We start from the raw sequence: 12569 nt of genomic DNA, 5'->3' as shown, positions 1-12569 counted from the left end.
GTTCGTTACGATGAGCGAAGAAAAAGATCGCGCTTCGTTAGCCGAACTGGATCGCAAATTAACGGCAGTTGCCGGGCGGCGTGAAGAAAAGCGAGGCCCGGTTTCGGGAGGCCGGAAAAGTTCATCGGCGGGCATGGCGCTCGGCATGCGGATATCAGCGGAAATGATCGCTGCTGTTGTTGTCGGGTTGCTGATTGGTTGGGGACTGGACCGGTTTTTTAATACGATGCCTTTGTTGCTTGTCCTTTTTGTCATTCTTGGGGCAGGTGCCGGGGGACTTAACGCCTATCGCGCAGCCAAAGGCTATGATAGTGCCATTGGACTTGGGCGCGCGATGGGGAAGCCCAAGCAGGGGGACAAGGAATAATCCTTGGCCTGACAAGATTGAGCGAGGATTACGGTGGCTGGACCGCTAGAGCAGTTTGAAATCAAGCCGTTGGCCGATCTTTCGGTAGGTGGCTTTGATGTTTCCTTCACCAATTCCGCCCTTTGGATGGTGATCGCAGCCGTTCTCGTAACGGGATTTATGACGATGAGCATGCGTCGTGGCGCACTGGTGCCAGGTCGCTGGCAGGGCGCTGCCGAGGTGATGTATGAATTCGTCGCCAACATGCTCAAAGATAATGTGGGAACCGCCGGGCGCAAGTATTTCCCGTTTGTTTTCACGCTGTTTATGTTTGTGCTGTTCGGGAACCTTCTTGGTATGATCCCGCACGGCTTTGCTTTCACGAGCCACATTATCGTGACTTTCGCGATGGCTCTGGTGATTTTTGTCGGTGTGACGATTATCGGCTTTGCGCGCCACGGAACGCATTATTTGCGTATGTTCTTTCCGGAAGGTGCCCCGATAGCGACTGCGATCATTTTGATCCCGATCGAAATCATTTCCTATTTCTCTCGTCCGTTCAGCCTGGCTATCCGACTGTTCGCAAATATGACGGTCGGCCATATCATGTTGAAAGTGATTGGTGGATTCGTCGGACTTATCGGCATATTCGGCGTGCTTCCTTTTGCGATGCTGACGGGGATTACCGTTCTGGAGTTCGGCATTGCCGCGCTTCAGGCCTATGTTTACACAATTCTCACCTGCATCTATCTCCATGATGCAATCCACATGCACTGATGTGCTGTGGACTGGTGTGATCTTTTCTTATTGCCTTTAAGAAATTCGAAAGGGTGAAGTTATGGAACTCGATGCTGCAAAGATGATCGGTGCTGGCCTGGCTGCTATTGGTATGATTGGTGCCGGTATCGGGGTGGGTAACATTTGGTCGAGCCTGATCGCAACTGTTGGCCGTAACCCGGCTGCCAAAGCTGATGTTGAACTTTATGGCTGGATCGGCTTTGCCGTTACCGAAGCTATTGCATTGTTCGCACTCGTCGTTGCGCTGATCGTTCTGTTCGGCTAATCGGCGCCTTTTGCGCGAATACTCGGCCCGGCGAGGGTGAACTCTCGCCGGCGTCGTTGAATTCGGGAGTAGGCTATGCCGCAGTTTGATATTACGTCGTTCCCGTCCCAGATTTTCTGGCTGGTTGTTGTTTTCGCCATTCTCTATATTTTGATGTCGAAAATTGCCCTGCCAAAAGTTGGTGACGTTCTTGAACGCCGTCACAAGACTATTGAAGACAATCTTGGCAAGGCGCGGGCGTTGAAAGACGAAACCGATGCCGCCATCGCACGGTATGAAGCAGCCCTGGCAGAAGCCCGGGATGCCGCCCATGCCGATATTCGCGAAGCATCGGAAAAGGCAACTGCACAGCAGGCTGCCGAGACCGAAGCAATGGCCAGGAAGCTGTCTGAAAAGACATCCGCCGCCGAAAAGCGGATTGCACAAGCCAAGACAACCGCGTTGAGCGGTGTGTCTGAAGCCGCGGCTGATATTGCCCGCGAAGCAACTGCAAAGCTGATCGGTGTCAAGGTTCAGACCAAAACCGCTGAAAATGCGGTTGCGGCAGTGATTGGGGAATAAACGCCATGGAAGCAGAACACGGTAGTTTCTTCACCAATCCGGAAACCTGGGTTACCTTTGCGTTCCTGTTTGTTGTCATTTTTGGCGGCTACAAGGTTGTAAAGGCGATCTCGGCAGCGCTTGATAAACGCGCTGGCAAGATTTCCAACGAACTTGACGAAGCGCAGCGCCTGCGTGAAGAAGCTCAGGAGCTTCTGGCCAAATATCAGGCCAAGCAGCGCGAAGCCCTTAAAGAGGCCGACGAAATCCGCGCCCATGCCAAGTCCGAAGCGGACCGCATGCTGGTTAATGCCAAGGCCGAACTTGAAGCGTCGCTCAAGCGCCGTGAACAGCAAGCCATGGACCGGATCAGCAACCTGGAAGCCCAGGCTGTGGCAGAAGTTCGTGCCCATGTGGCCGAAATCGCCACGCAGGCGACCCTCGCGATGGTGACAAAAAATGTTACCGGCGCAAAGGCTGATGAACTGGTTGATAGTGCGATTTCTGAAATCAAAGGCCGCCTGAATTAATTCAGGTCCGCATTTCAAAAGTTAAAACCCCCTTGGTTCGTGCCTTGGGGGTTTTTTCGTTCACGGGTTCGGCTTTACCATCGCGGTCGCGGCTTTTGGGCGGCCAGTAATAAAAAGGGCGGACGCCGACGGTGGTTGTTCCATTTGGCATCGGTCGCTTCTTTTTGCGGTTCCGGTTCCAGCAGCCGAATTATCTGTAAGCCTGCATCAAGCAGTCCGTTGACGTAAGACTCAGTGGTGCGGTGATACTTGATCACACCGTCAACAAACCATCGTGTATGTCTTGGGCCTTCGTCGCGGTAATTATCCACTGGCCAGAACAGGTCGTTTCCCGCTTCATCCTGGTGCCATTTCTGGGCAGCCAGTGCGGTGCATATTGGATGTTCAACCGAAAACAGCAATCTGCCGCCAGGCTTTAACCGGGCTGTAATATCTGAAAGTGCAGCCCGATAATCAGCCACATAATGTAGTGCCAGTGACGACACGATCAAATCAAACTGGCTGTTGGCAAAGGGGGTTGCTGCAAGGTTTTCAATTGTGCCTTTGGCAAAGACGATTGCCGTGTCGTCTGTCATTTGCTGTGCTGCGGCCAGCATTTTGGCCGATATATCCATGCAGCTTACCGAAGCGGCCTGTTGTTGGCGGGCATAACGGGCGAAATCGCCAAAACCACATCCCAAATCGAGAATATCCAGCCCGGTCAGGCTTTTGGGTAACAGGGACCGCAGGGCCGGTTGTTCCAGAACATCGTTTAAGCCGGTACCGGATTCTCGCAGGGAACGATACCCTTCATGGAAGGTGGGATCATCATAGATATTCTGGATCGAAGGCATTGTCGGTCACCATCAAACAGGTCGGGAGGTAAACTTTGTGACCTGTTTGATGGCAAGGTGCAAGTTGGTCAGGTGGCTAGGGTGTTTGGCGCGACACCCTAACTTTCAAATCGTTTTAGGCGGTCGTGCGGGGCGGTAAAATCCAGATCCGGGCCAAGCGGCACGACCCCGGTCGGGTTGATCATGGTGTGGCTTTCGTAATAATGGCCCTTGATATGATCAAAATGGACCGTCTCGGCGATACCGGGATGTTGATAAAGATCGCGGGTATAGGTCCACAGGTTGGGATAGTCTTTCAACATTCGGATATTGCATTTGAAATGGCCGTGATAAACCGGATCAAAGCGCACCAGGGTGGTGAACAGGCGCCAGTCTGCCTCGGTCAAGTGATTGCCAACCAGAAAGCGGTGTTGATCCAGACGGTTTTCAAGCCAGTCCAGCGCTGAAAATAGCGATGTGACGGCGGTTTCATACGCATCTTGCGTGGTGGCGAAGCCCGATTTGTAAACGCCGTTATTTACATCGTTGTAAACGCGTTCGTTTACGGCATCAATTTCGGCCCGCAGATGTTGCGGGTAATAATCGCCCGGGGTTGCGCCCAACCCGTCAAAGGCGGTGTTGAGCATGCGGATAATCTCGGACGATTCGTTATTTACAATCTGCCCGGTTTTTTTGTCCCACAGCACTGGCACTGTGACCCGGCCTGTATATTTCGGATCGACATCGGTATAGACCTGATGCATGAAATCGCGATCGCCAAGGTCATCGCCAAGGCCGTCTTTGGCTGAAAATTCCCAGCCATTTTCCAGCATGCGCCAATGCACCACCGAAACCGATATCATGTCTTCCAGTCCTTTCAGACTGCGAAAGATCAGGGCGCGATGAGCCCAGGGGCAGGCATAGGATACATATAAATGATAGCGGCCCTTTTCAGCCGGGAAAGGGCCGGTGTTATCGGATGAAATCTGATGGCGAAAGGCACTGTCCTGGCGTTTGAATTTACCGCCGGTGGATTTGGTGTCGTACCATTGGTCTTTCCATACACCGTCAATTAACAATCCCATTTCAGCTTCCTTTGTCGTGGCCAGGGGCAAAACAGCGCCGGCCATTAAGTTTGGTTTGTGTTGTTTACAATCTTGACGTTTTCCAAGTTGAAGGCAATGGGGTGATGTGACATTAATTTGTTTCCAAATGCGCAACAGTTGGCGTGACGCAGGCGGTAAAGCAAGGATGATGCGATGCTTATTGGTAATCTTGATGGCATGACGGTTTTCGCCCGGGTAGTGGAAGAACAAAGTTTTTCCGGGGCGGCACGCAAACTTGGCATGTCCAAATCCGCCGTTAGTAAACATGTGACCAAACTGGAAGACAGCCTTGGCATTCGTCTGTTAAATCGCACGACGCGCCGGTTAAGCCTGACCGATGCCGGATCGACATTTTATTTGCATTGCGCCCGCGTGGTCGAAGAAATCGAAACCGCTGAACATGCCCTGACCGATTTGCGTGGCACCCCGCGCGGTATTTTGCGTATCTCTGCCCCGCTGACATTTGGTCAGCGGTTTTTGCCGAATGTCGTGGCCGACTTTATGCTGCTTTACCCCGGCCTGAAGGTGGATATTCATCTTGCCGACCATATGGTTGATCTGGTGGCCGAGGGGTTTGATATGGCCGTGCGGGTCGCACGTCAGCTTGATGCCAATATGATAGCCCGCAAGCTGGCTGTTTTCCATGGTCAGCTGGTGGCATCACCCGATTATATTGAAAAACACGGTATGCCCAAACATCCTGGCGATTTAAGCGATCACGATGTTATTGCCTATACCAACGTTCCCAACCCCAATATTTGGGAATTTGAAGGACCCGATGGAAAGACAAGTGTGCGCGTGAACCCTGTTTTATGGTGCAATAACGGCGAATTTACTGCCGTTGCCGCCAAACGGGGTTTGGGGATTGCGTCCGAGCCGGAATTTATCATTGCCGATGCCCTGCATAGTGGCGAGCTCGTACCGGTTTTGACGGAATATTCAACGCGTCTTGGGGGCGGCATATATGCGGTTTACCCCGAGCGCCGCCACCTGCCGACCAAAGTGCGCCTGTTTATCGATTTTCTGGTTGAACGGTTTAATGCCGGGTTGGCCACCGAAATGCGCGGTCCCTGCGCGACCCTGAAGAAAGATGACAATCGCCAATAGAAGACCATGGATGAAGCCTGATGGCGGATACAGAAACCCGGGCATTTAGCGTGTTTCGCGCCGCCAGCCAAACAGGCACAAAATCACCCCGATAATCGCCAGGGCGGGTAAGGGTAACAGATTGTTTGTTGTGCCAATAAGGGTTCGGTAGCTTTCAGTTTGGACCATTCCGACCCATTTTGGCCCGTTCCAGCTGCTATCGCGGGTGACCCGGCGAAACGCGGGCAGGCCGTTTTCAATGCGGCCGATATAGCCGTTATTGGCGGCAACAATTTTACCCAGAATTTCGGTTGTAGATGTGGTGTTGCGCCGTTCACTGGTTAAAACATCGCGATCCACATGCAGGGCGGTCTGGCTTTTTCCTTTGGCATCCCGGGCCGTAATACGGATAAGGCCGTGTTGCGCAATGGGTATGTTTGCCTGCCATGTCTGATCTGACTGGCGGGTAAACGGGGCATTGATTGCGCTTAACGTTACCGGGTCGATTGCGGTTGCCGTTTGCGGGGCTGCCCCGATTTTACGCCATGTCAAATCAAGCGATGCGCCATCGGCTGACCGGGTGGTGGTGATGGTGTTTTCTTCCAGGGCGGGTTCCTTCATTAACCAGTGCGACAACCGGCGCAGTAATTCGGCAATCGGGCCGCCACCATCGTGGCCGCGTTGCCACAGCCACATCTGGTCGCTGGTTAAAATTGCTGCCCGTCCTTCGCCCACCCGTGACATGGTTAACAAGGGCAGGTCATTAATACCTGTCATCACCGTCATGGCCTGTGCGTTGGTTTGCCGGGTTTCAATTTGCCGGTACCAGTGCCCCCAGCGATGGGTCGCCTGACGTGGCCCGGCAATGGCCGACGTCACCGGATGCAGCCTTCCGGTGTCGTTTACCGTGGGAATAAATCCCTGTTCCAGAATACGGCCGGTGGCATCAAGCGGCATCATTTGCCCCAGCACCGTATCGGCCAGGCCATCGGGCGCAATATATTCCGGTCCGGCCACCACCAATGCCGCACCGCCACCCTGAACATATTCAACAACCTTTTCCAGATACTGCACCGGCAGCACCCCGCGGCGCTGGTAACGGTCAAAAATAACCAGATCAAACTGTTTAAGGCGAACTTCAAACAGATCGCGGATAGGAAACGGGATCAAAGCCAGTTCGTTGATCGGGGTATCGTCGCCTTTTTCAGGTGGGCGTAAGATAGTGAAATGAACCAGATCAACGCCAGGGTCGGCGCGCAGCAAATTGCGCCAGGCGCGTTCGCCCGGGTGTGGTTCGCCTGACAACAGCAAAACCCGCAACCGGTCGCGAACGCCGGTGGTTTCCAGAATAAGACGGTTGTTGGTGGTATCGGCTTCATCGCGAAGGGCAGCCATACGCAGCTCGGCAATCACCGGCCCGGCATGGGTGATGGGAATGGTAATGGATGTTTTCTGATTGGCAGGAACGTTAAACCGGCGCACCGTGCCGTCTTCCTGCAGCAGGGTCACACTTATCGGGTTACCCGCGGTTATATCGGGGTCGATCGCCTCGACAATGAATTCGGCATCTTTGCCGACAATGCCGTAATCCACATTCTGATGCATTTGCAGGCGGCGGTCACGTTCGTCCCGGGTGCCCGTGATCAGGGCATGAAGCGGGGCATCAAGATGCAGGCTAACGGGGACATCGTGAACCTGACCATCGGTGATCATAACAACCCCGGCCAGCCTTTCGCGCGGAATGCCCCCCAACAGCCGGTCAAGGGCGGCGAACATGTCGGTTCGGGTTTCGCCAGCTACATTTTCGACCCGAAGGTCAATATCGGGGTCATTGTCGTATTTCTGGTGCAATGCCTCGATTGCCTGATCGGTTTGGACGGTTCTGTTCCCCAGTTGCTGGCTTGCGGAACGGTCAGCCAGAACCAGCACAATATCGCTGAGTTTTTCACGTGACTGATCGGTAAATTGGGGGGCCAGCAAACCGATTAATAACAGGGCCATCATGCCCGCACGCCAGATACCACCGCGCAACCGCAGCATCAGGCATAATATGACAAGGCCAATGGCAATCAGGGCCAAAATGCCCAGCCACCCGGGCGTGATCAACGGATTGATCTGAAAATCCTGCAAGCTGATCATCGACCCAGCCTTTCAAGGATGGCAGGCAAATGCACCTGATCCCCCTTATAGCTGCCGGTCAGGGCATAAATGACCAGATTAACGCCAAATCGCAGGGCTAATTCGTGCTGGCGCGGCGAAATGTCGTCTATCGGGTTGCTGGTGGCCGTACCATATTGTTCAAGCTCCAGCCGGGTGCTGACCCAGGATGCCGCCCAGTCATTGCCGCCAAACAACACCGATGATACGCCGTCAAGGCGCGGGTCGGGGCGGGCATCAACCCATAATGCGGCATCAAACCGGCCATAGGCCTGATCAAGCAAATAGAAGCTGCGAAATACGATATGGTCGCGCGGTGCCCGCGCCAATGTGGGAATTTCAATACCCTCAAGCAGGCGGCGTAACCGTGCCGGTTCAACTTCCCGGTCGCGACTGTCGATCAGGACCATGCCGCCATTGGCAAGATAACGGTTTAACTGTTCACGGCCATAGGCGGAAAGTTCGGCCTGCCCCTCGGCCAGGGGCCAGTAAATAAGCGGGTAAAAACTTAGATCATCGCTTTGCGGGTTAACCATCACAGGTGATGCCAGGTCAGCCGCCGTGCGTTTACGCAAGATGTCGGTTAGCCCTGAAAGCCCGGCATGGCTTAGCCTGTCAATTGCGGCAACCCCGGTATGCATATAGGCCAGGCGCGGGTGCAGTGCGGCCTGAAAATCCTGCAGGGGTGTTGTTTCCTGCGCATGGGCCTGCCCTATATTGCCCAACCCGGTTGTTAGCGCCGCCCCTGCCAGGACAAGAACCAGCAGGGTCAAGGTTTTTGTCGACGATGACTTTGTTTGTGGCGACGGTGCCATGGCCCTGTTTTTGTCGGCCTGTGCCTGTGCCTGGGCACGGGTTATTTTCCGCCCCCGCCTGTGCCCCTGAAACCGGCTGGTTGCGCTGGTTAAAATGACGATCAGGGTGTCGATTAAAAACAGGCAGAATGCCGCAAATATACAAATTGTCGCCAGATCAACCTGCGTGTCGTCGGCCAGGGTTTTGATTTGAACCTGATCGGGCCAGCGAACCGGATTGTCGAGCCCGCCAATATGTGGGCCGAGATTATGCGCAACAGCCTGGCCGTTTTGCCCGTATATCCCCGGCGGGTGGCGCGGGGTCGGCATGTCACGATCTGATTGCAGGGCCAGTACGGTCGGGTCGGGCTGATGGGCGCGGCCAAACGCATCAAGGATGGATTGCGGCGGAAGCAGGGTGCGGATTTGCGATGAAGATTGTTCATCCGGGCTGGCAAGCGGTAACAGGCGCTGCCAGATTTGCACAAATAACCCCGACATTGGCAAATTGGACCAGTCCGCCCACGGGGTGACGTGGAACAAAACAATGCGACCCGCATTTTGGGGAATACTTGTGATTAATGGCGTTCCATCGGTCAGGCGGGACCAGGTTTTTTCAACAATATCGCGGTCGGGTTCGGCCAGTAATTGCCGGGTTACGGTTATTTCCTCGGGAACGGACAGGCCAAAAAACGGGCTGTTTCCTTCAAAACGGGCAAGATGTTTGGGGCGTTCCCACGACATGGACCCGCCAAAATCCCGGTTGCCCAGGCGTAATGTGACGGGCAAAAAACGGTCATCCGGGCTGCTGGTGGCGTCACCGGCAAAACGAACCAGCATTCCGCCATTGTCAATCCAGCGTGTTAACGCCCCTTGCTGGCTGCCCAGGCCCGCTATATTGCCGGTGGCGACAAGAACATCAGGGGTGTCGGCCAGTAAACTTGCCAAGGTGCCATAAGTAACATTGGCATAAGGCGAAATTGCCCGGTCGAGGAAAAAATACCTGTCTGACAGCAATACGGGCCCTTCGCCCGAACTGACAACAATACCAACTTTGCGTTGCTGCCATTTTGCGCCGGTTTGAAACAGGGCCGCAGCACTTTCGACGTTGATAAGGCCCACCGTCTGGATTGCGTTGGCAATATCGCCCGGTAAGGGTACCTCGATATCGGTATGTGCGGTTTGTGCGGCTATGGTTACGGGATGGCGCAAAATAATTTGGCCCCGGTCATTGCGGGCAACCAGTGTGGTTTGGCGACTGTCCGCTTGTTGGGTGTGACCCAGGGTAACAGCCATGCCGTTGCGGTTGCGGGTCAGCGCCGTGATGGCAAGCGTGCCGTTATCGGGGTTGGCAGCAGGGTGGACAACAATCAATGGTGATACCGTTGACAGGTCTTCGGCAAGGCTGGCTTTACCCGGTTCATCAATATCGTTGGTTAACAGAATGGCGCTGGCAATGGCGTTGGTAATATCCTGCCGCCCGGCAATTTGGGTTGCCAGCAACGGGTAGGCCGGTGCCCATGGGTGGGGTTGCAGCCGGTCAAATGCGTTTTGGGCATCGTGCGGGGAAAGCGGCCCTTGCAAGGGGGGCAGATCGGTGCTGTTTGCGCCAGCGGCTTCGGGGGCTGTAATTCCGATGAAAACAGACTGGTTGTTTAACCGGGCCTGATTAACAATCTGTTTCATGCCTTGCCGGTATTGGGGCCAGTTGGCGGCACTGGACCAGCTGTTATCAACCATCACCAGCATGGCCCCGTTTTCAGGGGCGTAGTCGGTTTTGTTTAACACCGGGTGGGCCGCTGCCAAAATCAGCGCCAGCAGGATCAGGCTGCGTAAAATTGTTTGCCATAACGGCGACCGTTCGGCATTGCGACGGTTATTGGTGGCACCGAGTAACAAACGGGCAGCCGGAAAATGAATTCTGCGCGGGCGGCGCGGGGCGCTACGAATGATCAGCCACAAAACCGGCAATAATAATAAGCCGGCAAGAAGGGCAGGGTATAAAAACGTGATCGCGCCAAATATCATGGGCGCTGACCTGTGCGTGGCGTGCGTGGAGCCATGGCACCGCCATTGTCGGGGCGTTCTGTTATGTGCTGATACAGGGCCAGCAATGTCTGGCTTGGGTTTTGGTCGATGACGTGCAAATCATATAGCCACTGGCAGGCCATTGTTGCGTCACGAATTCTTGCGCGCCACTTTTGGCTTTTGCGAATAAATTCGTCGCGCTGGTCTTCAAATTTTTCGCTATGAAAAATGATGTTGTCGTCGTTATCGGTAAAATTAATGCGCCCGGCAAAATCGGGCAGGCATTCGGCCGGGTCGAGAACCTGAATAAGCGCCCCGTCATTCTGGTTATGCGCCAACCGGCGCAGGCTGGCCGCTGGCGAGCGGTCCGGGGTCGCAAATTCAAGAAAGTCGGCCAAAATCAGCACGCTGTGTTTACGGCCAGGGTGAATGTGGGTGCCATCATTGTCGATATTGGCCGGGGCAGATAGCATCGCATGGCCCAGTTTTACCAGTTGGTCGTGCGTGGTGATACGGGTATGGGGCAGGTCAAACGCGCCAACTGTTTCGCCGTTTCGCAATAACAAATCAGCCAGGGCCAGGGCGATAACCATCATGCGGTCTGCCTTGGGCTGGTTTTTATTGTTAGATGACCAGAAAGACGAAACACTAAATACCGGCCAGATCCAGTAGGTGTGGCTGGCCTGCCATTCAGTTTGGCGAATAAAGGTATTGTCGCTGCGCGCAGATCGACGCCAGTCGATTTGCCCGGCGGGGTCGCCTGCAACATAGGGGCGAAATTGCCAGAAATCGCTGCCGGGGCCAACCTTGCGGTTGCCATGCAGGCCACTGCGCAGGGCTGTTGCCAGCCGCCTGGATTCGTCAACAAGTTGCGGCAGTCGCGCCGCCAGTGAACGGGCGGCGGCAATCTGATCGGGCAAATTGCGCGCAGGCACCATTATGCTTGTTGGTCCCTTATTCTAGATAAAACATCGGTAATCAGGGATGCGGCCGAAAAACCGTCGGCGCGGGCACCATATGTCAGCCCGAAACGGTGGCGTAGAACCGGTACTGCCAATGCTGAAATATCGTCAAGCGACGGGGCAAACCGCCCCTGCAACATGGCGCGCGCCCGACAAGCCAGCGACAGCGATTGTGCGGCGCGCGTGCCCGGTCCCCAGGCAACATTATTGGCGATATCGTCAAAACTTGTGCTTTCGGGGCGGCAGGCCCGGCACAGGGTAATAATGGTATCAAGCACGCGGTCGGGCATTGGCAGGCGTCGCACAAAGCCCTGTGCTTCGATCAGTTCATCGGTATGCAAAATCTGGCGGGGACGATTCATTTGGCTGCCCGTGGTTTGGGCAACAATGCGCCGTTCGGCATCCTGATCGGGATAGGCCAGCCGAACCTCAAGCAAAAAGCGGTCAAGCTGGGCTTCGGGCAGGGGATAGGTGCCTTCCTGTTCCAGCGGGTTCTGGGTGGCCAGCACATGAAAGGGCATGGGCAGGGCATGGCTGTAACCGGCGACCGAAATTTCGCGTTCCTGCATCGCCTGTAGCAAGGCCGATTGCGTGCGCGGGCTGGCGCGGTTGATTTCATCAGCCAGCAAAAGCTGGCAAAAAACCGGCCCCTTGATAAAGCGAAAGGCCCGTTTGCCATCCGGCCCGTCTTCAAGGACTTCAGACCCTAAAATATCGGCAGGCATCAGGTCGGGGGTAAATTGCACACGTTTGTCAAGCAGGCCCAATGCCTTGCCAAGGGTATGCGCCATTAGCGATTTGCCAAGACCGGGCGCACCGACCATTAAAACATGACCACCGGCCAGAATGCCGATCAATGTCTGGTCAACGGCGTCGTCCTGGCCAAAGATAATGGACGCGATCATATCGCGGGCTTCGCCCAGACGGACAACACAGGCATCAAGGCGGGCGGCATCCTGTTCGAGGCTGCTGGCGCGCGACATGCCGAATTCTTCAGGAAAGTGCTGCGTGTTTGTCATGGCCGTAAATTCTGCATCCTCTGTTGCATTGGCACTATCGGGCTGTCACACAGACTGGCAATTCCCGGATCGTAAACTAGCTTAAGGTTATGACCTATTAATATGATTGCAATGGACGGTCGGAAT

At 54.8% G+C, this 12569-nt stretch carries 12 protein-coding genes; 6 read left to right on the top strand and 6 right to left on the bottom strand.

Annotated elements, in window-relative coordinates:
- The first annotated feature begins 10 nt into the window (after positions 1–10).
- From J4E05_RS08280 to J4E05_RS08260, 5 genes are all read left to right on the top strand, one after another.
- A complete protein-coding gene (locus J4E05_RS08280; RefSeq protein ID WP_245835220.1) occupies positions 11–367 on the top strand; it encodes an AtpZ/AtpI family protein in 357 nt (118 codons plus the stop codon).
- Between the two features lie 33 nt (positions 368–400).
- Positions 401–1123 carry a F0F1 ATP synthase subunit A gene (locus tag J4E05_RS08275; RefSeq protein ID WP_085588614.1) on the top strand — a complete coding sequence of 241 codons (723 nt, stop codon included), beginning with the start codon at positions 401–403 and terminating at the stop codon, positions 1121–1123.
- A 61-nt stretch (positions 1124–1184) separates the two neighbouring features.
- Entirely contained in the window at positions 1185–1409 is a 225-nt protein-coding gene (locus J4E05_RS08270) for an ATP synthase subunit C family protein (protein WP_073953291.1), read from the top strand.
- Positions 1410–1484: 75 nt separating this feature from the next.
- Positions 1485–1970, top strand: a complete 486-nt coding sequence (locus J4E05_RS08265; protein ID WP_085588616.1) for a F0F1 ATP synthase subunit B family protein — start codon at positions 1485–1487, stop codon at positions 1968–1970.
- 5 nt (positions 1971–1975) lie between these two features.
- Entirely contained in the window at positions 1976–2479 is a 504-nt protein-coding gene (locus tag J4E05_RS08260) for a F0F1 ATP synthase subunit B family protein (protein ID WP_085588618.1), read from the top strand.
- Between the two features lie 74 nt (positions 2480–2553).
- Here J4E05_RS08260 and J4E05_RS08255 read toward each other — a convergent pair whose 3' ends face one another.
- Together J4E05_RS08255 and J4E05_RS08250 are read right to left on the bottom strand one after the other, a co-directional pair.
- Positions 2554–3312 (bottom strand): class I SAM-dependent methyltransferase, encoded by a 759-nt coding sequence (locus J4E05_RS08255; protein ID WP_349594198.1) that lies wholly within the window; start codon positions 3310–3312, stop codon positions 2554–2556.
- Positions 3313–3410: 98 nt separating this feature from the next.
- Positions 3411–4376, bottom strand: coding sequence for a glutathione S-transferase family protein (locus J4E05_RS08250; protein WP_349594195.1), 966 nt, complete (start codon positions 4374–4376; stop codon positions 3411–3413).
- A gap of 174 nt (positions 4377–4550) precedes the next feature.
- On the opposite strand from J4E05_RS08250, the gene J4E05_RS08245 reads away from it, so the two are divergent.
- Complete coding sequence (locus J4E05_RS08245) at positions 4551–5504, top strand: LysR family transcriptional regulator (protein WP_085588624.1); 954 nt, start codon at positions 4551–4553, stop codon at positions 5502–5504.
- Between the two features lie 45 nt (positions 5505–5549).
- Here J4E05_RS08245 and J4E05_RS08240 read toward each other — a convergent pair whose 3' ends face one another.
- From J4E05_RS08240 to J4E05_RS08225, 4 genes are read right to left on the bottom strand one after another with little or no spacing between them, the layout of a single operon-like run.
- The gene (locus tag J4E05_RS08240; RefSeq protein ID WP_349594192.1) at positions 5550–7622 is read right to left on the bottom strand and encodes a hypothetical protein; all 2073 of its coding nucleotides are present in this window, start codon (positions 7620–7622) and stop codon (positions 5550–5552) included.
- Positions 7619–10462 (bottom strand): DUF4159 domain-containing protein, encoded by a 2844-nt coding sequence (locus J4E05_RS08235; protein WP_349594189.1) that lies wholly within the window; start codon positions 10460–10462, stop codon positions 7619–7621. The genes J4E05_RS08240 and J4E05_RS08235 overlap by 4 nt, the downstream gene beginning before the upstream one ends.
- A complete protein-coding gene (locus J4E05_RS08230; RefSeq protein WP_349594186.1) occupies positions 10459–11400 on the bottom strand; it encodes a DUF58 domain-containing protein in 942 nt (313 codons plus the stop codon). Before J4E05_RS08230 ends, J4E05_RS08235 begins: the two co-directional genes overlap by 4 nt.
- Entirely contained in the window at positions 11400–12443 is a 1044-nt protein-coding gene (locus tag J4E05_RS08225) for an AAA family ATPase (protein WP_349594183.1), read from the bottom strand. The genes J4E05_RS08230 and J4E05_RS08225 overlap by 1 nt, the downstream gene beginning before the upstream one ends.
- Positions 12444–12569: the final 126 nt, after the last annotated feature.

It is taken from the genome of Thalassospira sp. NFXS8, assembly GCF_040148805.1.
Taxonomy (GTDB): domain Bacteria; phylum Pseudomonadota; class Alphaproteobacteria; order Rhodospirillales; family Thalassospiraceae; genus Thalassospira.
The sequence above is the reverse complement of the archived record's forward strand: the minus strand, read 5'-3'. Positions and strand labels throughout refer to the sequence as shown.

Excerpts from the sequence above, each read along its gene's own strand:
- J4E05_RS08280 (WP_245835220.1), top strand. The coding sequence starts at position 11 with ATGAGCGAAGAAAAAGATCGCGCTTCGTTAGCCGAACTGGATCGCAAA.
- J4E05_RS08270 (WP_073953291.1), top strand. The coding sequence starts at position 1,185 with ATGGAACTCGATGCTGCAAAGATGATCGGTGCTGGCCTGGCTGCTATT.
- J4E05_RS08265 (WP_085588616.1), top strand. The coding sequence starts at position 1,485 with ATGCCGCAGTTTGATATTACGTCGTTCCCGTCCCAGATTTTCTGGCTG.
- J4E05_RS08260 (WP_085588618.1), top strand. The coding sequence starts at position 1,976 with ATGGAAGCAGAACACGGTAGTTTCTTCACCAATCCGGAAACCTGGGTT.
- J4E05_RS08255 (WP_349594198.1), bottom strand. The coding sequence starts at position 3,312 with ATGCCTTCGATCCAGAATATCTATGATGATCCCACCTTCCATGAAGGG.
- J4E05_RS08250 (WP_349594195.1), bottom strand. The coding sequence starts at position 4,376 with ATGGGATTGTTAATTGACGGTGTATGGAAAGACCAATGGTACGACACC.
- J4E05_RS08245 (WP_085588624.1), top strand. The coding sequence starts at position 4,551 with ATGCTTATTGGTAATCTTGATGGCATGACGGTTTTCGCCCGGGTAGTG.
- J4E05_RS08240 (WP_349594192.1), bottom strand. The coding sequence starts at position 7,622 with ATGATCAGCTTGCAGGATTTTCAGATCAATCCGTTGATCACGCCCGGG.
- J4E05_RS08235 (WP_349594189.1), bottom strand. The coding sequence starts at position 10,462 with ATGATATTTGGCGCGATCACGTTTTTATACCCTGCCCTTCTTGCCGGC.
- J4E05_RS08230 (WP_349594186.1), bottom strand. The coding sequence starts at position 11,400 with ATGGTGCCTGCGCGCAATTTGCCCGATCAGATTGCCGCCGCCCGTTCA.
- J4E05_RS08225 (WP_349594183.1), bottom strand. The coding sequence starts at position 12,443 with ATGACAAACACGCAGCACTTTCCTGAAGAATTCGGCATGTCGCGCGCC.